Origin of the sequence: Sphingopyxis sp. H115, assembly GCF_001468465.1 — a bacterium.
Classification (GTDB): domain Bacteria; phylum Pseudomonadota; class Alphaproteobacteria; order Sphingomonadales; family Sphingomonadaceae; genus Sphingopyxis.
On record NZ_LNSA01000010.1, the window covers coordinates 12111 to 38159 of the forward strand.

General features: G+C 66.3%; 23 protein-coding genes and 1 riboswitch. Of the genes, 2 read left to right on the plus strand and 21 right to left on the minus strand.

Annotated features, from left to right (window positions below; translation table 11 throughout):
• Positions 1-16: 16 nt before the first annotated feature.
• Positions 17-2335, minus strand: coding sequence for a 5-methyltetrahydropteroyltriglutamate--homocysteine S-methyltransferase (gene metE / locus ATE71_RS08910; protein WP_058803155.1), 2319 nt, complete (start codon positions 2333-2335; stop codon positions 17-19).
• A 116-nt stretch (positions 2336-2451) separates the two neighbouring features.
• A riboswitch (cobalamin riboswitch) is annotated at positions 2452-2656 on the minus strand.
• A gap of 435 nt (positions 2657-3091) precedes the next feature.
• Here metE and ATE71_RS08920 point away from each other — a divergent pair.
• Positions 3092-3373 (plus strand): hypothetical protein, encoded by a 282-nt coding sequence (locus ATE71_RS08920; protein WP_058803157.1) that lies wholly within the window; start codon positions 3092-3094, stop codon positions 3371-3373.
• Between the two features lie 51 nt (positions 3374-3424).
• Here ATE71_RS08920 and ATE71_RS08925 read toward each other — a convergent pair whose 3' ends face one another.
• From ATE71_RS08925 to ATE71_RS08970, 9 genes are all read right to left on the minus strand, one after another.
• Positions 3425-5095, minus strand: a complete 1671-nt coding sequence (locus tag ATE71_RS08925; protein ID WP_058803158.1) for a peroxidase family protein — start codon at positions 5093-5095, stop codon at positions 3425-3427.
• Between the two features lie 303 nt (positions 5096-5398).
• The gene (locus ATE71_RS08930) at positions 5399-5890 is read right to left on the minus strand and encodes a hypothetical protein (protein ID WP_152998714.1); all 492 of its coding nucleotides are present in this window, start codon (positions 5888-5890) and stop codon (positions 5399-5401) included.
• Between the two features lie 104 nt (positions 5891-5994).
• Positions 5995-7005, minus strand: a complete 1011-nt coding sequence (locus tag ATE71_RS08935; RefSeq protein ID WP_058803160.1) for a LacI family DNA-binding transcriptional regulator — start codon at positions 7003-7005, stop codon at positions 5995-5997.
• 91 nt (positions 7006-7096) lie between these two features.
• Positions 7097-8089 (minus strand): DUF2891 domain-containing protein, encoded by a 993-nt coding sequence (locus tag ATE71_RS08940; RefSeq protein ID WP_058803161.1) that lies wholly within the window; start codon positions 8087-8089, stop codon positions 7097-7099.
• 120 nt (positions 8090-8209) lie between these two features.
• The gene (locus tag ATE71_RS08945) at positions 8210-9148 is read right to left on the minus strand and encodes a DUF979 domain-containing protein (RefSeq protein WP_058803162.1); all 939 of its coding nucleotides are present in this window, start codon (positions 9146-9148) and stop codon (positions 8210-8212) included.
• Entirely contained in the window at positions 9145-9816 is a 672-nt protein-coding gene (locus ATE71_RS08950; protein WP_058803163.1) for a DUF969 domain-containing protein, read from the minus strand. Before ATE71_RS08950 ends, ATE71_RS08945 begins: the two co-directional genes overlap by 4 nt.
• 171 nt (positions 9817-9987) lie before the next feature.
• Positions 9988-13725 (minus strand): hydantoinase B/oxoprolinase family protein, encoded by a 3738-nt coding sequence (locus ATE71_RS22870; RefSeq protein ID WP_058803164.1) that lies wholly within the window; start codon positions 13723-13725, stop codon positions 9988-9990.
• Positions 13709-15328 carry a CHASE domain-containing protein gene (locus ATE71_RS08960; protein WP_058803165.1) on the minus strand — a complete coding sequence of 540 codons (1620 nt, stop codon included), beginning with the start codon at positions 15326-15328 and terminating at the stop codon, positions 13709-13711. Before ATE71_RS08960 ends, ATE71_RS22870 begins: the two co-directional genes overlap by 17 nt.
• A 180-nt stretch (positions 15329-15508) precedes the next feature.
• A complete protein-coding gene (locus ATE71_RS08970; protein WP_058803167.1) occupies positions 15509-16177 on the minus strand; it encodes a helix-turn-helix domain-containing protein in 669 nt (222 codons plus the stop codon).
• Positions 16178-16352: 175 nt separating this feature from the next.
• Here ATE71_RS08970 and ATE71_RS08975 point away from each other — a divergent pair, with 175 nt between their 5' ends.
• The gene (locus tag ATE71_RS08975; protein ID WP_058803168.1) at positions 16353-17003 is read left to right on the plus strand and encodes a glutathione S-transferase family protein; all 651 of its coding nucleotides are present in this window, start codon (positions 16353-16355) and stop codon (positions 17001-17003) included.
• 237 nt (positions 17004-17240) lie between these two features.
• On the opposite strand, the gene rplQ is transcribed toward ATE71_RS08975, so the two are convergent.
• From rplQ to ATE71_RS09030, 11 genes are all read right to left on the minus strand, one after another.
• A complete protein-coding gene (gene rplQ / locus ATE71_RS08980; RefSeq protein WP_058803169.1) occupies positions 17241-17663 on the minus strand; it encodes a 50S ribosomal protein L17 in 423 nt (140 codons plus the stop codon).
• Between the two features lie 118 nt (positions 17664-17781).
• On the minus strand, positions 17782-18840 hold the full coding sequence (locus ATE71_RS08985) for a DNA-directed RNA polymerase subunit alpha (protein ID WP_058803170.1): 1059 nt from the start codon (positions 18838-18840) through the stop codon (positions 17782-17784).
• Between the two features lie 102 nt (positions 18841-18942).
• Positions 18943-19332: a 30S ribosomal protein S11 gene (rpsK, locus tag ATE71_RS08990; RefSeq protein WP_003040416.1), complete on the minus strand. Its 390-nt coding sequence runs from the start codon at positions 19330-19332 to the stop codon at positions 18943-18945.
• Between the two features lie 102 nt (positions 19333-19434).
• Entirely contained in the window at positions 19435-19803 is a 369-nt protein-coding gene (rpsM, locus tag ATE71_RS08995) for a 30S ribosomal protein S13 (RefSeq protein WP_058803171.1), read from the minus strand.
• A 201-nt stretch (positions 19804-20004) separates the two neighbouring features.
• The gene (locus ATE71_RS09000; RefSeq protein WP_058803172.1) at positions 20005-20796 is read right to left on the minus strand and encodes an inositol monophosphatase family protein; all 792 of its coding nucleotides are present in this window, start codon (positions 20794-20796) and stop codon (positions 20005-20007) included.
• Positions 20797-20809: 13 nt separating this feature from the next.
• Positions 20810-22153 carry a TldD/PmbA family protein gene (locus tag ATE71_RS09005; protein WP_058803173.1) on the minus strand — a complete coding sequence of 448 codons (1344 nt, stop codon included), beginning with the start codon at positions 22151-22153 and terminating at the stop codon, positions 20810-20812.
• A 48-nt stretch (positions 22154-22201) separates the two neighbouring features.
• Positions 22202-22600: a hypothetical protein gene (locus ATE71_RS09010; protein ID WP_058803174.1), complete on the minus strand. Its 399-nt coding sequence runs from the start codon at positions 22598-22600 to the stop codon at positions 22202-22204.
• 208 nt (positions 22601-22808) lie between these two features.
• Positions 22809-23429: a hypothetical protein gene (locus tag ATE71_RS09015; RefSeq protein ID WP_058803259.1), complete on the minus strand. Its 621-nt coding sequence runs from the start codon at positions 23427-23429 to the stop codon at positions 22809-22811.
• Positions 23430-23508: 79 nt separating this feature from the next.
• The gene (locus ATE71_RS09020; RefSeq protein WP_058803175.1) at positions 23509-24024 is read right to left on the minus strand and encodes a demethoxyubiquinone hydroxylase family protein; all 516 of its coding nucleotides are present in this window, start codon (positions 24022-24024) and stop codon (positions 23509-23511) included.
• A complete protein-coding gene (locus tag ATE71_RS09025) occupies positions 24021-24503 on the minus strand; it encodes a disulfide bond formation protein B (RefSeq protein ID WP_058803176.1) in 483 nt (160 codons plus the stop codon). The genes ATE71_RS09020 and ATE71_RS09025 overlap by 4 nt, the downstream gene beginning before the upstream one ends.
• A gap of 62 nt (positions 24504-24565) precedes the next feature.
• Positions 24566-25954: a S41 family peptidase gene (locus ATE71_RS09030; RefSeq protein ID WP_058803177.1), complete on the minus strand. Its 1389-nt coding sequence runs from the start codon at positions 25952-25954 to the stop codon at positions 24566-24568.
• Positions 25955-26049 lie beyond the last annotated feature (95 nt).

A 26049-nucleotide genomic window follows, 5' to 3' on the forward strand; every position in this document is an offset into this window, starting at 1 on the left:
ATCGGACTGCGTGACCTCATTTTGCAAGATAAGCCTCCTTCACATTTTCGCGGGCGCGCATCGATTTCGCTGCCGCGACCATCGCGATGAGCGCAGGTCGCACCTCGTCCCATTTCCGCGTCTTGAGCCCGCAGTCGGGGTTCACCCAGATTTGCTGCGGCGGGACATGCTTGCCGGCGAGGGTGAGGAGGTCGGTCATCTCGCCTGTTGCGGGGATGCGCGGGCTGTGGATGTCATAGACGCCGGGGCCGACCTCGTTCGGATAGGCATAGGATGCAAAAGCGTCGAGCAGTTCCATCTGCGACCTTGCGGTTTCGATAGAGATGACGTCGGCGTCCATCGCGCCGATCGCACGGATGATGTCGTTGAATTCCGAATAGCACATATGCGTGTGGATCTGTGTGGCATCGCGGACGCCCGACGATGCGATGCCGAAGCTTTCGACCGCCCAACCCAGATAATGCTGCCATTCGGATCGGCGAAGCGGCAACCCTTCGCGCAGCGCCGCCTCATCGATCTGGATGATCGCGGCGCCGGCGGCTTCGAGATCCTGTACCTCGTCTCGGATGGCTAGCGCGATCTGGCGGCAGCTCGTTTCGCGCGGCTGATCATCGCGGACGAAGGACCAGTTGAGGATGGTGACGGGGCCGGTGAGCATGCCCTTCATCGGGCGGTCGGTCTGCTTCTGTGCAAAGCTCCACCAGTCGACGGTCATCGGCGCGGGGCGCGAGACGTCGCCATAGAGGATCGGCGGGCGGACACAGCGCGAGCCATAGCTTTGCACCCAGCCGCCACGCGTGAAGGCGAAGCCGGCGAGCTGTTCGCCGAAATATTGCACCATATCGTTACGCTCGAATTCGCCGTGGACGAGGACGTCGAGGCCGATCTCCTCCTGCCATTTGACGGCGGCACGCGTTTCGACCTTCAGATATCGGTCATAGGCGGCATCGTCGATCTCGCCCTTGATATGCGCGGCGCGGGCCTTGCGGACTTCGGGGGTCTGCGGGAAGCTGCCGATCGTCGTGGTGGGGTAGGTGGGGAGGTTCAGGCGCTTCTGCTGCGCTTCGCGGCGCGCGGCGAAGGGCGCGGCGCGGTGGATGGCGCTTTCGTCGAGCGCGGCGAGGCGTTGGGCGACCTGTGCGTCGTGGATTTTTGGCGAGGTCTGGCGCGCGACGGCGGCGATGCGAGAGGCCGAGAAGTCGGCGAAGCTTGCGTCCTCACCCTCGTTGAGCGCTTTTGCGAGTGCGGCGAGTTCCTCGATCTTTTGCGCGGCAAAGCTCAGCCATTGTGCGATTTCGGGGTCGAGCGCAGTTTCGAGCGCGAGATCGACGGGGACGTGGAGGAGCGAGCAGGAGGGCGCGATAATAAGGTCGCGCTTTCCCGCGAGCTCCTTGAACCGCCAGTAGAGGTCGGGGAGGTTGGCGCGCCAGATGTTGCGGCCGTCGATCACGCCCAAGGAGAGGAGGACGTGCGGCTGGAGTCTCGCGAGCATCGGTTCGAGCTGATCGGGCGCGCGGACGAGGTCGAGGTGGAGGCCGTGAACGGGAAGTTCGGCGACGAGATCGAGATTGTCGCCGAGGCCGCCGAAGTAGGTGGTGAGCATCAGCTTGGGTCCGCGCGTCGCGAGGCTGGCATAGGCGCGTTCGAAGGCGGTGCGCTGGTTGCCGGTCAGGTCGAGCACGAGGCAGGGTTCGTCGATCTGCACCCAGTCGGCGCCGAGCGCGGCGAGGCGGGCGAGGATTTCGGTGTAGGTTTCGAGGAGCTGGGGCAGCAGCGCGAGTGGCTCGACCGCCTTACCCTTGGCGAGCATCAGATAGCTGACGGGGCCGAGAAGAACGGGGCGCGTCGCATAGCCTAGCGCTTTGGCCTCCTCGAACTCATCGAAAATTTTGGTCGATGCGATGCGAAACGTTTGACCTGCGGTGAGTTCGGGGACGAGGAAGTGATAATTGGTGTCGAACCATTTGGTCATTTCCATCGCGGTCGTGTCGCCGCCATGCACATGGCCGCACGCTGCGGGCGACTGCGCGCCGCGCGCCATCGCGAAATAGAGGTCGGGGTCGACGGTCGCGCCGCTCCAGTCATAGCGCGACGGGACCGCGCCGATCAGCGCGCTCGTGTCGAGAACATGGTCGTAAAGTGAGAAGTCGTTCGAGGGCAGGATGTCGGCGCCGAGCGCCTTCTGCCGCGCCCAGCCCACCGCACGAAGGCCCGTGGCGGCGGTCTGCAATTCGGCGAGCGAGGATTTGCCCGCCCAGTAATTTTCGAGCGCGAATTTTAGTTCGCGGCGGAGGCCGATGCGGGGGAAGCCGAGGGTGGCGACGCTGACAGTCATGTTTCAAGCACCTTGCGATGGGCAAGGCGCCGGACAGACGCGAACGCACGGGACTCCACGCCCGCGAAGCAAGGTCGGGCGCAGCCATGCATGCGGCCTGACCGGACACCCCGCCGGAGGACGTTATCTGACGAGGCAGGTCTCCTGGCTCACGGATCTACGCGGCGGTCTGGCCTTCCCGGTTCCTTGCCGAACCAGTGACACGTATCGACCGCCGCTCACCGCTCACAGTTGCGGGGGCAGCGCCGGCTTTGAACCGGCTTCCCGTCTTAGCTTCGCGCCACGCAAGCGATGCGAAGAACCTCGACATCTTTGAGGATATTCTTTTCATGCCACTTGTCAATCATCATATAAAGAATTCTTTATATCAAACTTTTCGGTCAAATTTCATCTTTCCCACATTATCCAAATAGGTTCGAAATTGTTCCGATTCATTTCAGGTGATTCGGGAGATGGAGCTGTGGGGCGCAAGGTGGCGCGGGGTTTGCGGAGGAAATCGGGGGAGAAGGGCGGCGTGGGTGAACAGGCCCTTCCCGCTGCGACTAGCCAGCGAGCCCGCAAGTCTCGTACCCTCTCCCGCAAGCGGGAGGGGATTTATCGGGGGCGGGAGGGGCTAAAGGAAAATCCCTTCATGCCCGGTCTGCGCGTGCGGTCGGACGGGCAGACAGCGGCGCGGACGCGGGTGTTTTTGGCGACGTTGGCGACCTGAAAGGCGGGCAGAATCTGCATCTGACGCCCGAGGAGACCGAAGCCTATGTGCTGTCCGAGGCGGTGCGGCACCGCCTCCTGTCGCGCGAGGAGTTTTTCCAGGGCCTCTATTTCGACAAGCAGGGCGGCAAGGCGCCCTGGCCGACGCAGGAAGAGACCGATGCGGTGCTGCTCAAGCGGATCGCGATGGTCGAACGCCAGCGGGAACGGACAGGGTGCCCACGCTGCCCGGAATGCGGGGTGCTGATGCCGCCGAGCAAGTCCAACCTGGCCGCGATGGAGGCGGAAGAGGCGGCGCCGAAACGGCTGCCGCCTCCGGCCGCCGCGTGACGTGCCGGCGGGGCGTGAAGCCCTGCCTCGCCCCCGCCGCGCCCCTTGCAGTCAATTCGCGCCGACGTAGCGGATCAGCTGCGACATGGTGAAGATATTCGCATGATCCGACGGGTTGGTCGAAAAGCTGAGTGGCCCGCTGCCGATGTCGTGCCCGTCGGGGTTCAGCGTGCTGCGTTCGGTGCGGATATCGCCGACGATGCGCGCAGTTTCGGCTTCCTCGTTGAACCCGACCGGATCTTCGAGGCGTTTCTGCGCCAGCCGCGCCTCGACGATCGACCCGATCAGCGTTTCGGCGACCACCAGCCCGCCGACCGTCCCGAGCTGCGGTCCCGCGGTATAGGCCCCGGCTTCCTTCAGGATATAATACCAGAGCGGGGTTTCCCATTGCAGGTTCGCGGCGCGTTCGAGCACCTCGGCCTTGGGCTGGAAGATCGGGTCGGGGAACAGGATCGACAGCGGCGTGGGATCGATGAAGCCGTAGGTGGTCGAAAATTCTGCCGCCGCGATCTGGCCCGAGGGCAGGCCGAAATCGACGCCGCGGCGGATATTGCGCTCGGCGAGCGACACCGGCGGTTCGCCGATCGCGGGGGGCGGCAGGCGAAAGATCGAGTTGGGCAGGTTGCCGTCGATCGCATTGCCCGGTTGCGGGTTGGTGGAGACAAGTTTGAAGAAATGGCGCCACTGGACCAGGAAGTTGGTGCCGCCGCCGCCGGGATTGAGCGGTTTGTTGCCGCGCAGGTCGTTGCCGCCGAGGTTGGTCTCGAACAGCGGCACGCCGGGCTGGCCGCTGCGCAGCAGATAGCCGTTGCGCAGCTGCGAATGGCCGAGGCGGAACACCGCGTGCGAAAATTCGACCGGCACCGCGACCGTCGCGTCGATGTCGAGCTGGTCGAGACCGAGCTCGCGCAGCAGGTGGCGATTGCGCGCGTTCATCGCCTGATAGCGCGTTTCGCCCTCTTCGAGCTTTTCCAGCACGGCGTCGATCTGTTCGGCGCGGACGATGCGCGGGACATAATCGTGCAGGACGATGCGCTGATACGCCGCGACGACCTGGGCCTTGGTTTCTAGGAAAATGGGGCCCGACGGACCGATTTCGGACGGAGCGCCCGACTTGGTCGCATGGATCGTGTTGTGGAGCTTTTCGAACAATATGTGGATCTGCGCGATCAGCTTGTTCTCGTCGTTGCGCGGGTCGGCGATCAGGCGGCTGTTCTTGAACGCCGCGCCGCGCATGATGTCCTCGTCATTGTGGAGGCGGAAATTGCCCCCCGCGTCGAACAGGTCGGGCTGCGCGGTGCCGAGCAGGCCATAGACCGAATCGAGGTCGAGCTTTCCGGTGCGGCCATTGGTGGTGGTTACCGAAATCGTGCCTTCGGGCCGCCGCACATCCTCCAGCACCCGCTGGCGTTTGGCGATGACCGGGTTTGATTCGATGAGCTTGAGATCGTCGCCGACGACGCGAAATTCGGTCATGTCGTGATCGACGAACTGGCCGAGGAATGTGAAGCCGGCGGGATTGGCCGGCTTGGCCGGCGACGGCGCCGGCAGCCCCGCGAGGCTCGATTCCTGCATCGGCCCGAGCGCGCCGGCGAGGAAGGATATGCCGAGGCTGTCATATTCATGATCGCGCGCGGCGAACAGCCGGCCGAACGGCGATTTGAGCGAGTCGGGGGTGAGGCCTTTGGGGTCGAGTTCGACAACCCATCCATGATGCGCCATGATCTTCTCCTGTAAGAGCGAGAAAGAACTGCGCGACCCTGGAAGTGTCCCGGTTTCTGGGGACCTGCTTCCGGCTAGGCCTGCCCCGGATCGACGGGCAAATGAATCCGCCGGGACATGAGGCTTTTTTGCGACGATATGAAAGACGTCGATTCCTGCCAGCGATTTATGTGCCAAATTGCCGCAGAACGGCCGCGTACAATCGTTTCGCGGTCGATCCGCCGAACCGCGCTTGTGCGCGGCGTTTAGCCGGGGTGCCGCGAGTCGGTTGAACGGGACAACGCGGCCGCCGCGTTCGGGCGCCTATCCCGCCGCGATGTCGGCAGTGGGATAATCCTCGGCCGCCGAGGGGCAGGGGCCCTGCTTCATGATGGCCGGCTGCCCCGGTGCGAACCATTCGGACGCCTGGAAATCCTGACCATAACCGACGCCGTCGTAGATGCAGACTTCGGGCTTGGAGCCGTCGGGGGCGATGACGACCGCCCAGTTGTAGCGGTCCTCCGCGCGCCGCGCGCCGCCCCAGGCGAGGATGCGGCCGCCGGCGACGCGGACGATGGGCAGGCCGAGACCATTGTCGTCGAACGCGACCGCGGCGCGCTTGTCCGCGTCGGGGACCGCGGCGGCGATCGCGGCTGCAACCGCGGGATGGTCGAGGAAGCGGTGGCCGTCCACGATGTCGAACGGATATTTGCCGACATAGGTCTCGAGATCGGGGGCACCCTCCTCCGCCTGTAGCGGCGCGGCCGCCGCCGCCGCGGCCATCGTCATCAGGCTCGCCAAAATCGCTGTCCGCACTGCCGGCTTCCTTTCTTTCGCATTGGAATCGCGATCAAAACATCGGAAATGCGCTTTGGTTGCTATGTCCGCGATCACAGGCGACGGCAAAGCGGCGTCCGCGCTCAGGCGGTGCCGCGCACGACCAGGCGGACGGGGATGCGCGTGCCGCTGCGCGTGCGTTCGTCGTCCTCGAGCGCCATCGCCACCAGCGCTTCGCCGGCGGCGTCGAGATCGGGTTCGAGCGTGGTGAGCGCGGGATCGGCGAGGGTGCCGGCGCGGATGCCGTCGAAACCGATCAGCGCGACGTCTTGCGGCACGCGGCGCCCGGCGTCCTTGAGCCCCTGGAGCACGCCCAAGGCGAGCATGTCCGACGCCGCGAAAATCGCGTCGGTTTCGGGATGATCGGCGAGCAGCGCCTGCACCGCGGCAACGCCTTGCGCATGGCGGTCGGCGGCGGCGGGTGGCTCGGCGACAGCGGGCGTAAGGCCGTGCGCGGCGAGCGCGGCGGTGAAGCCGTCGCGGCGCTCGTCGAACTGGCGTTGCGGCGACTGCTGCGGCCCCACGAAGGCGATGTGGCGGCGCCCGGTCGTGATGAAATATTCGGCGGCGAGTTGCCCGCCGATGTCATTTTCGCTGCGCATCCAGTGGAAGGGGCTGCCCGGGCTGCCCCAGCAGACGAAGTCGAGGCCGGTGGCCTGCGCGTCGGCGAAATATTTCCATGCCTCGCGATTGCTTGTCGTGCCGATGACGATCATCGCATCGGCGAGCCCCGAGGCGACGAAATCGGCGCGGAAATTGTCGGGATTTTCCTGGAAAGAGACGAGCAGGTTGAAGCCGCGCGCCGATGTCGCGGCGGCGATGCTGCCGAGGAGCGCGAAATAGAAGGGGTTGATCGCGCTGCGGTCCTCGCCCGGACGGCAGATGGTAACGAGCGCGATCGTCTCGCTGCTCTTCAAACGCAGCGACGAGGCGTGGCGGTCGACGACATAGCCGAGTTCGCGCGCGGCGGCGGAGACGCGCGCGCGCGTTTCGGCGTTGACGCCCGGCGAGTTGCGGAGCGCGCGCGAGACGGTCGATTGCGACACGCCCGCGCGCTCGGCAACGTCGAACGATGTCGGGCGCAGCGTCTTCATTGGCAGTCCTTCTCCCCTCTTCGCGCCGTCTGTCGCCGCGCGGGCGGGGCTTGTCAATCGGCGAGCCCGTCTGCTCTTCTGGAACGACAGCCTAAAGCCCGTCGAGCGCGAGCAGGGCGAAGCTCGCGAGCCAATGCTCGCCCATATAGTCGCCGGTGACGTGCGGGAGCGCGGCGGCGAGGTGGCGATCGGCGGCGGCTTCGGCGATGGAGCTGGCGGGGTGCGCAGGGCCGAGCGCGGCGGCGATGGCGCGCCAGCTCCACGCGCGGCTGAGGTTGAGGCCGTCGAGATGCGCGATCTTGCCGTCGCTGCGGTCGGAGACGGTGGCGGGGGTGAAGAGGGTCGCGGGCTGTTCGCTGGCGGCCCGCGGGAGGAAGACGCCCCACCAGCGGGGGAAATCGCCACCGAGGACGACGGTCATCAGATGCGCCTCGGTGAGCGCGGAGGAGAGAAACTCGTCGCCGCCGGGCTCCCACGCCTGGCAGTCGCGGTCGTCGGCGAACCACGCCATCGCCGCGGCATCGATCAATGTCACGAGCGCGGGGTCGCGCACCCTCGCCCAGTTGCGCGCGAGGAGAAGCGCAAAGGCGATGTTGAAATGGGTGCCGACACGCAAGGGATAGGTCAGCTTGGGGAGGAAGGCGTGGAAGCGCGCCGCAAAGGCGAATGCAAGCGGTTCGAGCGCGGTGGCCCAGGGGGCGTCATGCGCTTCGGCCTCGGCGTGGAGTGTAAGGAGCCACGCCCAGCCATAGGGGCGTTCGAAAGCGGCCGAGTAAGGACGATCGAGGAAGGCAAGTTCGCCCGCGACCTTGTCGGGCACGAGCATCGCGTCGGCGCGCGCGCGGATTTCGGCGGCGACGGGCAGGTCGGGGAAGCGACGGGCGAGGCGGAGGACCTGCCACCAGCCATGGACGCAGCTGTGCCAGTCGAAGCTGCCGTGGAAGATCGGGTGATGGTCGCGCGGCGGTTTTGCGTCCTCGGGGCCGGTGAGGACGAGATCCATCTTGTAGGGATATTCGCGGCCGAGGTGGGCGAGGGTGGCGGTGGCGAAGCGGGCGGCGTGAGTGGGGGTGAGGTGGGTCATTACGGGAATTCCACTATCCGTTCGTGCTGAGCTTGTCGAAGCACCGTTCTGTTCTTTCCACGTTGCAGAAGGAAGGACGGCCCTTCGACAAGCTCAGGGCGAACAGAATTGGGGTGAGGGCTAAAAGGCGAAAAGCCAGATGAAGACGATGTTCACCGCGAGCAGCGGCACCGCCGTCCCGACCTGCGCCTTGATCACGCCATAGGGGTTTTTGAGTTCGAGCAGCGCGGCGGGGACGAGGTTGAAGTTCGCCGCCATCGGGGTCACAAGCGTGCCGCAGAAGCCAGCGAGCATGCCGATCGCCGCGACGACCGCGGGGTCGCCGCCATATTGTTCGATGAGCAAGGGCAGGCCGACCGCGGCCATCATCACCGGGAAGGCGGCGAAGGCGTTGCCCATCACCATTGTGAAAAGCGCCATGCCGAGCCCGAAGGCGAGCACCGCGCCGAACAGGCTGCCGTCGGGGATCGCGGTGCCGATGAGGTCGCCGACGACTTCGCCGACGCCCGCGAGCGCGAAGACCGCGCCGAGGCTGGCGAGCATCTGCGGCAGGATCGCGGCCCAGCCGACCGAATCGAGCAGGCGGCGGCCTTGCTGGAGCGGAAGCAGCGGCGGCGGTTTGAGACGCGCCATGCCGATGCCGAGCGCGATGAGCACGCCGAGCGCGAGCGAGATCAAGGTCGCCTGCTTGGGATCGGCGAGGCCGGGCACCCATTTGAAGAGGAAGGTGCCCGCGAGCGCGACTGCGGGGATGATCAACGCGACGAGGAGGAGGAAATTGCCGTGGGTCGCGGCGCGGGTCGCCTGGACCTCGGCGGGGATGTCGCTGCCGGGCGCGCGGCCGATCTGGCCGGTGCCCGCGATGGCGACGAGCGCGAGGACGAGCAGGCCGTTGCCGAAATCGCCGAGCCGGTCGCCCGCGAGCATCGACAGCGCGAGCAGGCCCCAGAAGGCGGCGTTGCCGAAACGTGTGGGATTGTTGCGATCGTGCAAACCGAGCGCGGCGAAGGCCGCGAAGGTCAGCCCGGCAAGGACATAGACGAAGCCGAGCGTGATCATGCGCTCGCCTCCTGTTTCCGCATACGCTTTTCGAGGCGGCGGAGGCGGAGGCCGTGGATGAGGAAGGCGGCGATCGCGGTCGGGATCGCCCAGAGCGAGAAGTGCAGCGGCTCGATCTCGTAGCCATAGCCGTCGAGCAGGCCCTTCATCAGCAGGATCGAGCCGATCGCGAGGAAGATATCCTCGCCGAAGAAGAGCCCGACATTGTCGGTCGCGGCGGCAAAGGCTTTCACGTCCTCGCGCTGGCTTTCCGATAGCGCGTCGTTCCTCGCCTCGGCCGCGGCTTCGGCCATCGGTGCGACGAGCGGGCGGACGGTCTGGGCGTGGCCCGCGACCGACGTAAGCCCGACCGCGGCCATCGCCTGCCGCAGCAGGAGGTAGCCGGTGAGCAGCCGCCCGAGCGTCGCGCCCTTCATCCGGTCGATCAGGCTGCGCGCGTGCTGTTGCAGGCCGTAAGCTTCGAGGAGGCCGATGACGGGGAGGACGATCCAGATGATCGAGACGTAGCGCGTGTCGTTGAACGCCTTGCCGAAGGCGGCGATGATCGCGGCGATATCGAGCCCCGCGGCGAGGCCGGTCGCGAGCGCCGAGGCCATGATCACGAGTAGCGGATTGAAGCGGAGCAGGAAGCCCGCGATGATGATGAGGATGCCGATCAGGACGAGCATGGGGTGCGTACCTGCCGTGTATATGGTGAAAAGGGTTCACGCGAGGACGCGAAGACGCGAAGAGGAAGTGTTTGCCGCGAAGCGGCTTCCGCTTTCGACGCAGCACCCAAAACGACCGTCGCAGGAATATGGGGCCTGACCGCCCGGGTCGTCCTCAGATCCGGCATCGCGTCAGTCCCCCGCTTTCCCATAACCGCCGCCGCCGGGCGTTTCGATCACGAAGGTGTCGCCGCCTTCGAGATCGGCGCTGCCGGTGGCGCCCAGCATTTCGACGGCGCCATCGGCGCGCTCGACCCAGTTGCGGCCGGGCGCGGCGTCTTCGCCGCCCGCGAGGCCCTTTGGCGCGATCTTGCGGCGGTTCGCGAGGATGTTCGCGGCCATCGGTTCGCAGAAGCGGACGCGGCGGGTGGCGCCGTCGCCGCCGTGCCATTGGCCCGCGCCGCCCGAGCCTTTGCGGATCGAAAACTCCTCGACGATGACGGGGAAGCGCGTCTCCAGGACTTCGGGGTCGGTCATTCGGCTGTTGGTCATGTGCGTCTGGATCACGCCGGTGCCGTCGAAGCCGGGGCCGGCGCCCGATCCGCCGGCGATCGTCTCATAATATTGGTGGGCGTCGTTGCCGAAGGTGAAATTGTTCATCGTCCCCTGCGCGGGCGCCATCGCGCCGAAGGCGGCGAACAGCGCGTCGGTGATGACCTGGCTCGTCTCGACATTGCCCGCGACGACCGCAGCGGGATAGCTTGGCGAGAGCATCGAATCTTCGGGGACAATGAGCGTGACCGGCGCGAGGCAGCCCTCGTTCATCGGGATCGGATCGTCGAGCATCGTGCGCAGCACATAGAGGACGGCAGCGCGAACGACGGGCAGCGGCGCGTTGAAATTGTCGGGGAGCGTCGCCGACGATCCGGTGAAGTCGATGGTCACGTCGCACGCTTCGCGGTCGACCTTGACTGCGACGGCAACCTCGGCGCCATTGTCCATCGCGTAGGTGAAAGCACCGTCGTCGAGGCGCGCGATGAGTTGGCGGACGGCGACCTCGGCCTGGCGCTGGCCGTGCGTCATATAGGCGGCGACGGTCGCGGCGCCGTGCGTGGCGCTGAGGTCGGCGAGCGCGCTCGCGCCCCGCTGGCAGGCGGCGACTTGCGCCTTCAAATCGGCGATGTTGAGCGCGGGGTTGCGCGCGGGCCAGTCGCCGGTCGTGAGGTGCGCGTGGACATCGACGTCGCGGAAATGCCCGTCGTCGACGATCAACATATTGTCGAAGAGGATGCCTTCGTCGGCGATGCTCTTGCTGTCGGGGGGCATCGATCCGGGGGCAATGCCGCCGAGGTCGGCATGATGGCCGCGCGCGGCGACGAAGAAGCTCGGGGTGTCGTCGTCTACGAACACGGGCATGATGACGGTGATGTCAGGGAGGTGAGTGCCGCCGTCATAGGGGGCGTTGAGGGCATAAGCGTCGCCCTTGCGGATGCCGCGTCCGTCCTGCGCCCGCTGGCGTAGGATCGTGCGGACGCTTTCACCCATCGAGCCGAGGTGCACGGGCATGTGCGGCGCGTTGGCGACGAGCCTGCCCGCGCCGTCGAAGATCGCGCAGGAGAAATCGAGCCGCTCGCGGATGTTGATCGACGAGGCGCTGTGCTGGAGCGCGCCGCCCATCTCCTCGGCAATTGCCATGAACAGGCTGTTGAAGATTTCGAGGCGGATCGGGTCGGAGGCCTGAAGCAAGCCCTCCCCTTCAGGGGAGGGCAGCGAGACTTGGTCCGACGCAGCCGGGCTTAGTCGCAGCGGACGGGGGCCATCGGCCTTGGGCGAGGCCGATGGCCCCCGCCCCAACCCAGTGTCAGGTGAAACGTCCCTCGGACGTTTCAGATCGGTCCGGGGGACCGATCGATCGGACGCTCCTGAACGAGAGGAGGTTTTTATCAGCCGCAATGTCCCCTCCTGCTCCACTGTCGCGTTCCAGCCCGGCTCGACGATGTTGGTGGAGAGCGCATCGACGATGATCGCGGGTCCGGCGATGGTGCGGCCGGGGGCGAGGGCCCTGCGCTGGTGGAGCGGGACGTCGCGCGCGGCGCCCGCGAACCAGGCGGTGACGGGTTCGGGGTCGCTGTCGGCCGATGGTGCGGGCGGGGGCAGGGCGGCGGGGGCGTCGCCCGCCTCGGTCAGCTCGACACGGATGCGGTCGACGACGAGATTGGCGTGCGGGGCATAGCCGAAGCGCTGGCGGAAGGCCGCGGTGAAGGCGGTCCTGACGTCGGCGGGCGATGCGAGCGGGAGTTCGATCGCATTGTCGCTGTCGGCGAGGCGAACGAAGATCAGGGTTTCGCGGGCTGTTTCGGCGCCGGGGGCGAGGTCGGCGCGCGCTTGCTCCGACAGTTCGGCTTCGGCGGCGGTGAGGATGGGGGTGCATTCTTCATCGAGGGTGAGGGCCAGCGTGCGCTCGCGGATCGCCGAGGGCTTGGCGAGGCCCATACCATAGGCCGAGAGCACGCCCGCGAGCGGGTGGAGCAGGATTTCGTCCACCCCGAGCGCGTCGGCGACGAGGCAAACATGCTGGCCAGCGGCGCCGCCGAAGCCGACGAGGCTGTAGCCCTGCGTGACGTCGTGGCCGCGCGCGATGGTGATGCGCTTGATCGCGTTTGCCATCTGCTGGACCGCGATGGCGAGCAGGCCCTCGCCGAGCGCCTCGGGGGTGATGTTCCCCACCTCGGCCGCCATCGCGGCGAATTTCCGCACGACGACCTCGCGGTCGAGCGGCTGGTCGCCGTCCGGGCCGAAGAGCTTGGGGAAATGATCGGGCTGGATTTTTCCGAGCAGGACGTTGCAGTCGGTGACAGTGAGCGGCCCGCCGCGGCCGTAGGCGGCGGGGCCGGGGTTGGCGCCCGCGCTTTCGGGGCCGACGGAGAGGCGCGCGCCGTCCCAGCGGCAGATCGAGCCGCCGCCCGCCGCAACCGTGTGGATGCGGAGCATCGGCGCGCGGATGCGCGTGCCCGCGACGATGGTTTCGTTATCGCGCTCGAGGCGGCCGGCATAATGGCTGACGTCGGTCGAGGTGCCGCCCATGTCGAAGCCGATCAGCCGCGCTTTGCCGAGCGGCGCGGCGCTGCCGACCATGCCGACGATGCCGCCCGCGGGGCCCGAGAGGATCGCGTCGCGGCCGTGGAAGGCGGCGGCGGAGGCGAGGCCACCCGAGCTTTTCATGAACTGCGGGTCGACGCCGTCGCCGAGCTGCGCGACGAACTGGCGGACATAATGGTGGAGGACGGGCGAGAGATAGGCGTCGGCGAGCGTCGTGTCGCCGCGCCCGACGAGCTTGATCAGCGCGCTGACATCGTGGCTGGTCGAGATTTGCGTGAAGCCGAGCTCGGCGGCGATGGCGGCGAGGCGTTGCTCGTGCGCGGGGTAGCGATAGCCGTGCATCAGGACGATGGCGATGCTGGCAAGGCCGCGGTCGCGCGCGGTTTGCAGCGCGGCACGGGCTGCGTCTTCGTCGAACGGCGTCAGGATGGAGCCGTCGGGGCCCACGCGTTCGGCGATCTCGGCGACGGCGGCGTGCGGTGGCGGGATGCGGTCGAGCTTGCGCGCGAACAGCTCGGGGCGGTCCTGATAGCCGATCGTCAGCGCGTCGCCGAAGCCCTTGTTAATCGCGAGCAGGGTCGGTTCGCCCTTGCGTTCGAGCAGCGCGTTGGTCGCGACGGTCGAGCCCATACGGATCGCGAGCGGCGGCAGCGGACCCGCGCCCGCGCCGGTGAGGTCGCGGATCGCACCCACCGCGGCGTCGCCGGGACGCGCGGGGTCTTCGGAAAGATATTTCGTCGTGACGACCGCGCCGTCGGGGCTGCGCGCGACGACGTCGGTAAAAGTGCCGCCGCGGTCGATCCAGATTTGCCAGTCAGTCGGAGATGCCATCGTCCGGCCAGCGAATGACGATGGCGAGACGCTTGTCAACCGCGCTACGGTTCCAGCTGCCCTTGAGCTGCCGTTCGATCAGCGTGCGGATGAACTGGGTGCCGAAGCTTTCGCTTTCGATGCGCGGCGTGTCGGCAAGGCCGCTCTCGATCCAGTTCAGCTCGATGTCGCCGCCGTCGCGATGCCATTCGATCTCGAGCTCGCCCCGGCCCGACAGCGCGCCATATTTGATGCTGTTGGTGACGAATTCATGGATCGCGAGCGAGATCGCCTGCGCACCTTCATCGTCGAGGCGCACCTCGGGGCCGGTGGCGGCAGCGAGCCTTTCGGCCGAAACACCCGCAATTTCAAGTTCGCGGTGGACAATGCGGCCGAGCTCGACGCTGTCGACGGCGCCGGTGACGAGCATCTGCTTTGCGTCGGACAAGGCGCGCATCCGGCCGTCGAACTTGACCTCGAATTCGTCGAGGCTGGCGGATTCGCGCAGCGTGATCCGTGCGAGCGCGCCGATGCGGGCAAAGGCATTCTTCATGCGGTGCGCCATTTCGCCGATCATCAGTTCGCGATCCTCGGCATGGCGCTCCTTTTCCTCGGCGAGCGCCTGGGCCTCGCCGACGCGGCGCTGCTGGACGCGGTGGAGCTGGGTCGCGAGCGCGGCGAGCGCGAGGCCGAAGAGAAGGATCGCGAGCGGGCGTCCCAATCGTTCGAGCAGCCGGCCGTAGGATATACGCATCGTCCATTGCCGGTCCGCTATGCGCAGCACTTGTTCGTGCGCGTCCCATCCCATCTTGCCGTGCCGGAAAACGACCTTTGCCGACGGACCGTCGCCGGCGATGATTTCCAGTCCGTCGATCCGGTCGAGCCGCGATCCCAATATTGCCGCCATCATGTCGTTGACGCGGAAAGGCGCATAGATGAAGGCTTCGATCGGTCGCGTCCTGGGTGCCGTTGCGATCGTCGGCCGCGTGGCGCCTGCCGGTTCGCGGGCATAGACGGGAAGATAGATGAGAAACCCCGGCTGCTTGACCGTCGCGGCCTCTTCCTGCGCCAGCTGGACGATGCCGCTCGCGGCGGGACGCCCGGTCTGCCACGCCCGCCGCATCGCCTGGCGGCGCACGGGTTCGCTGTACATGTCGAGGCCCAACGCCAGATGGCGCCGCGGCGTATAGGGTTCGACCAGGATGACGGGAAAACCGATCGGCTGGTCGGTCGCGGGCCAGACGCGGATATCGGTGCCGTAATTTTCCTTGAGCCGTGCCTCGACCGCCGCGGGCTCGCCTGCGCGCATCGCGGCGGCGATGCCGATCCCTTCCATGCCCGGCGAATGCACCTGCGGTTGCAGCGCGGCAAGATAGGCGCGGATGCCAGGTCCGCTGGCGGCGGCGTCGGACTGATAGAGCGCGCGCACCCCTTCGAGGATTGCGACATGGTCGCGCAGCCGGAGGTTGAATTGCGCTGCGATCCGCGCCGCCTGATCTTCCTCGTCGGACTCGTTGTAAAGGAAGCTGGCAGTCGCCGCCGCCAAGGTTGCGAGCAGAATGACCAGCCCGACGAAGCGGACCAGCAGCGCCAACAGCCGATCAGCCCAGGTGGAAGGGCGCATTGATGATATCCCGCTTGATTGCTGCCGCAGCAGCGCCCCCCTCCATCGCGAAATGTTTCACGCGAACGCCAGGATGGCAAGTGAATTTCATGCCGTTCGAGCGCCATCGCGGGTCGCGCCGCGCACGGTTCGGCCATCGGGGAACGCCGGCGCGCGCGCGTCGTGCCGCGCGCGAAGCGGTCAATATTCGACGAAAATCCGGACCCTGTCAGTGCTCAGCCCGACGGCTTCGGCGATTTGTTCGCGGCACCGGTCGATCAGGTCCTGAACGCCTTCTGCCGGCGCTTCGTCGAGCAGGTCCGACGTCTCGACCCCGAGGATGGCGGCGAGCTTTGCCATGCGGCCATGCTTGGGCCGCGCCCGGCCGTTTTCCCAGCTGGAGATCGACGGCGCGCTGACGCCCATCTGTTTGGCGACGTCCGCCTGGCTGAGCCCGGCGTCGGTGCGAAAATGTAGCAGGCGGGCGCCAAAACCGTCGTCGTCGGACGGTTCGACCGGATCGTCTTCGGCCACGGGCGCTGCGTCGATGGCGCTTTTCAGCTCGACGGCACTCAGCGTAGCGGGCGATACCGGGCCTTCGAACTGGCATCCGAAAAGTCGTCCGCTGGCCCAGATGACCTTTGCGGTGATGTCGCCGGCGTGCGGAAGCTCGATCTCGATCCGGTCGCCCGCGGCGAGCTTGATGTCGCTTTCGAACAACAGACCCGTTCCCGAGATATTGTGGATCTGGACATCGATCCCGGCGCCGTCGCGCTGTGCGCCGCGCGCGAGCAGGCTGAGTTTCCGGCGCGCGTCGACGCGCCGGTCGGCATCGGGTGCCGAGGGGAGGAAATATCCGGAAATGGCCATATGTCCGTGATGTAGGTGGCTGGTTAAAAGAGCGTTAGCGGGGCGCCGAAAGGCGTCTTGCAAGTGCGAAAATCTTTGGGGACGGGGCCCGCTGCGCCGCGCGATGCGAGGCCCGAGACAGGTTGCAGGTAAAAACCTTTGGCCTATGATGCGGCAACTTCATGGGAGAAATGCGATGATCATTTATGGGTCGGTGGTATCGCCGTTTGTGCGCAAATTGCTGGGCTTTCTGGGCGAAAAGGGGGTTGCCTTCGAATTGAAGGGCGTCGGCATCGGCGATCCCGACCCCGGTTTCCAGGCCGCGTCGCCGCTTGGCAAGATGCCCGCGATGGACGACGATGGCTTCCTGCTCGCCGATTCGAGCGCGATCATCCAATATGTCGAGGCGAAATATCCCGAACCCGCGTTGATCCCCGCCGACCCGCAACAACGCGGCCGGACGATCTGGTGGGAGGAGTTTGGCGACACGGTATTCGCGGCATGCAGCGGCAAGATGTTCTTCAACCGCATCGTCGCGCCGAAATTCCTCGGCCGCGAAGGCGATCTGGCTGCCGCGGCGCAGGCCGAGAGCGAAGAGCTGCCCAAATTGCTCGCCTATCTGGAAAGCGCGATCCCGGCGTCTGGCTTCCTGGTCGGCGACCGGCTGACGCTCGCCGATCTTGCGGTCGCATCGCCCCTGATGAACCTGCGCCATTGCGGCGCGTGCATCGACCCCGCGATCCATCCGAAAATAGCAGCGTGGAGCGAGGCGATCCTGTCGCGCGCGAGCATGGCGCCGTGGATCGAAAAGGAAGAACGGATGATGGCGCGGGTGCTGGCGGGATAGCATCGCGGCGGCTGGTTTCTACCGAAGGCCGACTTTCATTTCATCGTCACCCCGGACTTGATCCGGGCCCATGACTTCGGCGGTGCGATGGATCCGGGATCACGTCCGGGATGACGAAGGGAGGATCCGCAACGTCCGCTCCCCACCCCAAAGTCGACGCCGTCCGGTTTGGGAGCAAAGAAAAGGGCGGCCGTCCTTTCGGAGGCCGCCCTCGATCTTTTGGCGAAGAGGCGAAGCTCAGGCTTCGGCCATGTCTTCGTCGAACTGGTCAACCGGACCCGAATCCTGGCCCTTGGCATCGACGTCGCGATCGACGAATTCGATGATCGCCATCGGCGAGGCGTCCGACGCGCGGATGCCGGCCTTGATGATGCGAGTATAGCCGCCGTTGCGGTCCTTGTAGCGTTCGGCGAGAACGTCAAACAGCTTCAAGAGCTGCGTGTCGTCCATCAGGCGGCTCATCGCGAGGCGGCGGTTGGCGAGGCCACCGCGCTTCGCCAGCGTGACGAGCTTTTCGATATAGGGACGCAGTTCCTTCGCCTTGGCGACGGTCGTCGTGATCTGCTCATGCTTGATGAGCGAAGCCGACATGTTGCGGAACAGGGCCGTGCGGTGTGCGCTCGTGCGCTGCAGCTTCCGGCCACCCGATTTATGACGCATAATCCATTCCTTCGTTTGTCAGAGGGGCCGTGTGAGGTACCCCAAGCCAGGTCGATGTGCGGGCCGACCCCTTCCCGTTTGTCTGGACCCCGGCTTGCGCCGGGGCACAGCTTCGGAATTAGCCGAGAAGTTCCTGTTCGAGCTTCTTGGCCATTTCCTCGATATTCTCCGGCGGCCAGCCGGGGATGTCCATGCCGAGGCGCAGACCCATCGACGACAGCACTTCCTTGATTTCGTTCAAGGACTTGCGGCCGAAGTTCGGCGTGCGGAGCATTTCAGCTTCGGTCTTCTGAACGAGGTCACCGATGTAGATAATGTTGTCGTTCTTGAGACAGTTGGCCGAGCGGACCGACAGTTCGAGTTCGTCGACCTTCTTCAGGAGGAAGCGGTTGAGCTGGTTGACGTCCGATTCGTCGGCGGTGGTCGGCGATGCCGCCATGCCGATGAGGCCGCTGTCGTTCATCGCCTCTTCGAAGTGGACGAAGACCTGGAGCTGGTCCTGAAGGATGCGCGCGGCATAGGCGACGGCATCTTCGGGGGTCACCGTGCCGTCGGTTTCGACGGTCAGGTTCAGCTTGTCATAGTCCAGTTCCTGGCCGATGCGCGCATTGTCGACCTTGTAGGCAACCTGGCGCACGGGCGAGTAGAGCGAGTCGACCGGGATCAGGCCGATCGGCGCGTCGACCGGACGGTTGGCCGTCGCGGGGACATAGCCTTTGCCGGTGTCGGCAACGAGTTCCATGTTCAGCGTCGCACCATCGTCGAGGTGGCAGATGACATGGTTCGGGTTCATCACTTTGATGTCGCCCGACACCATGATGTCGCCGGCCTTCACGGTCGCGGGACCGGTCGCCGAAAGCTGGAGCCGCTTCGGGCCTTCGCCTTCCATCTTGAGCGCGATCTGCTTGACGTTGAGGACGATGTCGGTGACGTCTTCACGCACGCCGGCGAGGCTCGAGAATTCGTGGAGAACATTCTCGATCTTGATCGACGTGATGGCCGCACCCTGGAGCGACGAAAGCAGCACGCGGCGCAGCGCGTTACCGAGCGTCAGGCCGAAGCCGCGCTCGAGCGGTTCGGCGACGAAGGTCGCCTTGCGCTTGCCGTCGCTGCCAGCCTTGATTTCCAGGTTGCTGGGCTTCTTCAATTCCTGCCAGTTCCGGATATTGACAGTCATGGATTTCCCTTTGCTTTGAGCGGGACGGGCGGGGTCGGCCACCTGTCCAGCGAGGAGTTTTATGCGGGCGGCGCACCGGCTTGGAGCGCGCCCGAAAAGACGTCAGACGCGGCGGCGCTTGGCCGGGCGGACGCCATTGTGCGGGATCGGCGTCACGTCGCGGATCGACGTGATGTGGAAACCGACGGCCTGGAGCGCGCGCAGCGCCGATTCGCGGCCGGCGCCGGGACCCTTGACTTCGACTTCGAGCGTGCGGACGCCATGTTCGGCGGCCTTCTTGCCGGCATCTTCGGCGCACACCTGGGCGGCGTACGGGGTCGATTTGCGGCTGCCCTTGAAGCCCATCATGCCGGCGCTCGACCAGGCAATCGCATTGCCCTGCGCGTCGGTGATGGTGATCATCGTGTTGTTGAAGGTCGCGTTGACGTGGGCCACACCCGACGAGATATTCTTGCGTTCGCGCCGACGAAGGCGCTGCGGTTCACGAGCCATGATGAAATCCTAATCCTAAATCCTGAACGACCGGGGCGCTGTGACGAGAGCGGCCTCCGGCGGAGAAATAAGGAAAACCGTCCCCCGGACGATTTTCTGCTCTTATTTCTTCTTGCCGGCGATCGGCTTCGCCTTGCCCTTGCGGGTGCGCGCATTGGTGTGCGTGCGCTGGCCGCGGACGGGAAGGCCCTTGCGATGACGCAGGCCGCGATAGCAGGCGAGGTCCATCAGGCGCTTGATGTTCATCGCCGTGTTGCGGCGAAGATCACCCTCGACCGTGAGGTCGGCGTCGATCGTTTCGCGGATCTGCAGGACTTCGGCGTCGCTGAGGTCCTGAACGCGGCGGCTGTGGTCGATGCCCAGCTTGTCGGCGATGTCGACGGCGGTCTTGCGGCCGATGCCGTGGATATAGGTGAGCGCGATGATCACGCGCTTGTTGGTGGGCAGGTTGACGCCCGCGATACGTGCCATTTGTAACTTTCTCCTGCTCCACAGGGCGCGCTGGCAATCGGCCCCATCTCAAAGCGTCTGAATTTCCAACGCAAAAAACGGACCACGATGCGCACGAAGGCGCTTCGCCGTCCGGTCAGGCTGTCGGAATGCTCGCGCAATTAGGGTGAGTCGCCTTGAAAGTCAAGCAGACTGCGGCGAATGACTTGTCGTAACGGCTGGTCACGGATGCGATGTAAGAGCGACCGCGCGATCGTTCAAGCGCGAGACGACCGCGCGATGAATACCGGGGGCGCAGGCGATAACGCCAAAGGCTTGCGCGCGCGGCGTGTTGAACCGCAGCGGCTCGCCAAAGGCATCGGTCACGGCCGCGCCCGCCTCGGTCGCGATCAGCGCCGCAGCGGCGACGTCCCATTCGAAGCCCCAGCGCAAGGTCGCGACCAGATCGGCGCGGTCGTCGGCGACGAGCGCCATGCGCAGCGCGATGCTGTTCGGCTTGGTCACCATGATCAGGTCGCGGTCGATCTTGGGCAGGCTGTCGGCGGGGACGCGTGCGCCGTCGAAGATCATGCGGCGGCTGGCGCGCAGCGCCTCGCCGTTCAGTGTCGCACCCTTCCCCTTTTGCGCAACCCACAGCTCGTCGAGTGCGGGGGCATAGAGGACGCCGAGTTCGGGGGTGCCGTCGACGACAAGCGCGACCGACACGCACCAGCCCGGGCGGCCGCGGATGAAATCGCGCGTGCCGTCGATCGGATCGACGCACCACATTGCGCGGCACGCCAGCCGATCTTCATTGTCGGCAGTTTCCTCCGACAGCCAGCCTGCTTCGGGCACCATCGCGCCGAGCACCGCCTTCAGCCGCGCATCGACCGCAAGGTCGACGTCGCTCACCGGATTGTCGTGCGACTTGTGCCACACGTCGACCGCCTTGCCCTCGCCGCGCCAGCGCGCCATCGCCATGTCGCCGACCTCGCGCGTCGCGGCGATCACGGCTTCGAGGTTGCGACCGGGCATCGACTGCCGGCTCTCAGCTGCTCGCGACGGTCATGCCGTCGATGCGCAGCGTCGGCGCGTTGGTCGCATGGCGGAATTCGAGGTCGTTCGCGGGGATCAGCGCGGCGAACATGTCGACCAGATTGCCCGCGATGGTGAATTCGGCGATCGGTCCCGCGATCTCGCCGCCGCGGATCAGGAAGCCCGACGCGCCGCGGCTGTAATCGCCGGTCACCGGGTTGACGCCCTGGCCGATCAGTTCGGTGATGTAGATGCCCTCGGCGATGTCCTCGATCAGCGCCGCTGGCGTCGCGCTGCCTGCCGCGAGATGCAGGTTGCTCGCGCCGACCCCCGAGGCGCCGCCGCCGCGGCTGGCGTGGCCAGTGGGGGCGAGTCCGAGCTGCCTTGCCGACGCATTGTCGAGCAGCCAGCCGGTGATTTTGCCATTCGCCACGATGTCGCGCGGCGCGGTCGGCAGGCCTTCGCCGTCGAAGGCGCGGCTCCTGAGCCCGCGCGTGCGGTGGGGCTCGTCGCGGACGACGATCGCGCTGTCGAACAGCATCTGATCTTCCTTGCCGAGCAGGAAGCTTGTCCCGCGCGCGATTGCGGGGCCGGCGATGGCGCCGAGCAGATGGCCGACGATGCCGCCGCTGACGCGCGGGTCGAGGATGACGGGGAGCTTGCCGGTCGGGGCCTTGCCGGGGTTCAGCCGCGCGACCGCGCGTGCCCCGGCGCGCGCGCCGATCTCGGCGGCGCTTTCGAGGTCGGCGAGGTGATGCGCGCTGTGCCAGCCATAGTCGCGCTGCATCGCGGCACCTTCGCCCGCGATCACGCTCGCCGAGAGGCTGTGGCCGCTCGACCCATAGCCGCCGGCAAAGCCGTGGCTGGTCGCGAGCGCGAAGCGCGTGCGGCTGTGGCTTGCCGAGCCGCCCTCGCTGTTCGTGACCCCGCTAACAGCGCGCGCTGCCTCTTCGACCGCGAGCGCGGCGCCGCGCAGCGCGGCGGGGTCGGCTTCGCTGCCATCATCGAGGTCGAAGTCGGGAACGGGGCCCTTGAAGAGCAGCTCTTCGGGGGCGAGTCCGGCATAGGGATCCTCGGGTGCCTCGCGCGCCATCGCGACGCAGCGCTCGACCAGCTTCGCGAGTTCGCCGGCATCCATGTCGGCGGTCGACACGCTGGCGCTGCGCTGCCCGACAAAGACGCGCAGCGAGATATCCTGCCCTTCGGACCGCTCGACATCCTCAAGCGCGCCGAGCCGCATCGAAACCGAGGTCGCGGCGTTGCAATAATAAAGTGCGTCGGCGGCATCGGCGCCGGCTTTGGTCGCGGCGGCGCACAGCATTTGCGCGCGATCGAGGGCTTCGGAAACGGTGAGCATGCCCGCGCCCTAACCGGCGCGGAGCGAAGCGTCAAAATCTAAGTCGGATCAGCGAATGATCGCCGCGATCGCGTCGGTCGCGGCCATCGCACCGCTGACCCACAGGAAGGGCAGGGTGAGCGCGGCGATCCAGAGGCGGCGGACATCGCGGCGGAAGCGCGCGTGGAGACCCCAGCTGGCGAGCGCCTGGCGGCTGAGATGATACCAGCGGCGTTCGGTCGACCGCGCCACCGGCAACGCCAGCGCGAGCAGGATGACGAGCGCGACGACGATGAACGCCGAGGGCGCGCCGGCGGCGACCGCCCCCATGACGACCCAGATCTGAAGCGCGGCAAAAGCGAGGAGCGCGGCAGCGGCGTGCCAGGTCATTCGGCGGCCCAGGCTTCGTGCCGGCGGCACGCTGACTGCCGTGCGCCTCCACAGGCGCGGTCCGAATGCTGATGCCATTTTACAGCCCCCTTAGGCTGGCGATTCCCAGAACCGCACGATTTGCCTCAAAAATTCCCAAGTCAAGACAGGCTGACAGCGATTCGTTAATTTTCCGCTCGATTCGTCGCGGATTCGCAACCAAATCGCGGCGGATCGCCAAAATGCTGCAAAATCTGCAATTTTAGGGGGCCGAAGCCCGCGTCGCGGGCTGCCCGGCCGGGGGCGGTCAGTGCTGCTGCGGCGGGGTCGGCAGCGGCTCGGCGTCGGCCTCGTTGGTGGCTTCGTCGGCGGCAGTCCGGGCCGGGGCCTGGCCGCTTGCCTGCCGCTCGAGTTCCTCGGCCGCCTTCTGCCGTTCGGCGAGCGCCTTTTCCTCGGCGACGACGGCGGCCTCGACCTCGGCCGCTGCGGCGTCGATGCCCGCGAGGCGCTTGGCGCGTTCGTCGGCGATCATCGCCTGCCAGTCGGTCTTGTCAGCGGCCTTCTGCTCGGCGCGGGCGCCGGCGACGAGCGCCTGCGTGCAGCCGGTGAAGCCGCCGAGGCCGGTCGGCGAGCAGCTGTCGGTGCCGAAGCGGCCGACGCGTTCGAGCGCGACGACCTTGTTCGCCCACGCTTCGTTGCGCACGTCGAGCGGGTTGCCTCGCAGCATCGGCGGCACGCGATAGCGTTCGGATTCGGGCAGGCGGTTGCAGACGACGATTTCGTCGGGGCTCGACTGTTCGCAGCGGTCGTCGCCATAGACGATGACCTGGTTGATCTTGTCGACGTCCGCCGGGGCCTCCTGTGCGGCGACGGGCAGTGCGGCGGCGCTGCCGGCGAGGATCAGCACGAACAGGGGCAGGCGGGTCATCGGATATTCCTTTTCACTTTGGCGCGGCATGACACCGCGACCCTGCATCCGTCATGAACGGCGCGGCGGAGTCATGGTATCAGATACGTTTCGACAGCGCGATGGCTGCACGGCACCCGGCGCGAATCGCGAAGCTCAAAATCGGGTAGCCGGGGGCGCTTTCGGCGCCTGCTTTGAGCGCGGCTTCCTTATGTTCCAGTTCCTCGGCGCGGAAATCCGCGACCGCAGCGCTAAGTTCGGGGTCGCTGTCGCCAAGCTCGTCGAGCTGGTGCTGGTAGTGGCGGTCGATTTCGGTCTCGACCGCGGCGGTGCATGCCATCGCGGCGCGCGGGCCCATCGCGGCGGTCGCCGCGCCGAGCGCGAAGCCCGCGACGTTCCAGAATGGCTGGAGCGCAGTCGGGCGTACGCCGCGCCGCGCGATCATCGCGTCGAAAAATTTGCGATGCCGTTGTTCCTGTTCGGCCATATGCGCGATCTCGCGCGCCATCGGGTGACGATCGCCCATCACCGCGAGCTGGCCAGCATAGATGCGCGTGGCGCCATATTCGCCCGCCTGGTCGACGCGGATCATCGATGCGGTGCGTCTATTTGTCATGCCGCCGATGTGGTCTTCCGCCGCAGCAAGGTCAAGACGAGAGCGGCGGCACCCAATGAGAAGATCGCGTTAAATCCAGCGAGCGAGATGCCCAGCAGCGTCCATTGCGCGGTGTCGCAGCGGATCAGCGGTGCGTTCATGATCGAATCGAGCGTGACCGGCCCGCTGGCACCAGTCGCGCAGGTGGTGATGCCTTCCCAAAAGCCATATTCGACCCCGGCGTGAAAGACGCCGATCGCGCCGCTGATCGCAATCGCGACGGCAGCGAGCAGGGTAAGGGTGCGCATCGTCCGGTCGTTGCGGCGCAGCAGCAGCGCCAGCAGCGCAAGCAGAATCGCGGCCTGATGCGGCCAGCGCTGCCAATAGCACATTTCGCACGGGTGGAGGCCGAAGCCATATTGCGACACGAGCGCGCCGCCATAGAGCAGCAGCGGCGCGAGGAACGCGGCGACGGGCGCGGTCAGGCGCGATGGAAACATCAAGGCAACCCCATTGGATCGTCATCCCGGCGAAGGCCGGGGTGACGGGAAGAAACATGGCGTCAGTTGCGGCGGGCGGCTTTGGTGCCGGGCTTGGCCGCCTGCGCCATGCGCGGTGTCGCCGGGCCGATACGGCCAATTGTTTCCAGCGCATAATGCAGCTGGAAATCTTCGATGCCCTTGGCCTTCAACTCCTCCGCGGTCGCGCTGAAGCGCGGATCGGCCTTCTCATCCTTTTCGATCAGGCCGTTGTCGACCTTCTTTTCGTTGATCAGGTGGCGGCGCAGGTCGCTTTCGCGGAACTTCGGCCGCGATGCATAATCGGGGTCGCTGAGCTGGGGCACGCGGATATCGGGGTCGATCCCGCCCTCCTGCACGCTGCGCCCCGACGGCGTATAATAGCGCGCGGTGGTCAGGCGGAGCGCGGTGGTGTCGGTCAGTGGCAGCACCGTCTGCACCGATCCCTTGCCGAAGCTGCGTTCGCCCATCACGACCGCGCGATGCTGGTCCTGCAAGGCGCCCGCGACGATTTCCGACGCCGAGGCCGAACCCGAATCGATCAGCACCACGACCGGCGCGCCGCCGGCGAGGTCGCCGGGTTCGGCGAAATAGCGTTCGATATCGCCCTTCTTGCGGCCGCGCTGCGAGACGATCTCGCCGCGTTCGAGGAACAGATCGCTGATCCCGACGGCTTCGTCGAGTAGCCCGCCGGGGTTCGAGCGCAGGTCGAGCACCCATCCGCGCGGTTTCTTGCCGAGCGATTTTTCGACCGCCATCATGGCCGCCTTGAGGTCAGTGGTCGCATCGGCCGAGAAATTGGTGACGGTCAGCACCCCGACGTCGCCGCTGACTTCCCATTTCACGGGTTTGAGGTCGATGATCTCGCGCGTCAGCGTCATCTCGATCGGCTTGTCCTGGCCTTCGCGCACGATCGTGACGTCGATCGTGGTCCCCGGGCGCCCGCGCATCTGTTCGACGGCTTCGTCGAGCGTCAGCCCGAAGATCAGTTCCTTGTTGATGTGGGTGATATAGTCGCCCGCCTTGATCCCTGCCTTGTCGGCGGGGGTGTCGGCGGTCGGCGCGATGACTTTGACGACGCCGTCCTCCATCGTCACCGACAGGCCGAGCCCACCATATTCGCCGTCGGTCTGGGTGCGCAGGTTCGAAAAGCCGCGCGCGTCGAGATAGCCCGAATGCGGGTCGAGGCTGGCGAGCATGCCGTTGATCGCGCCTTCGATCAGTTTCGAATCGTCGACCGGCTCGACATAGTTCGATTTGACTTCGAGATAGACGTCCATGAAGCGCGAAATTTCTTCCTGCGTCTTCGTGTCGACAGTCGCCATTGCGCCGGTCGCGAGCGGTACGAGCGCCAGCGTCGAAAGCGCTGCGGCGCCCTGCCACAGCGCGAAGCGGCGCTTCGGAGACGATGCGGTTTTGATCGATTCGGTCATCGGCGTCTTTCACTCAGGCAGGATTTCCCGCCATATATATCCCGGCGCGCCATCCTCCTACGCATTTGCGCAGCCGTCAAGCGGATGATCCCGAT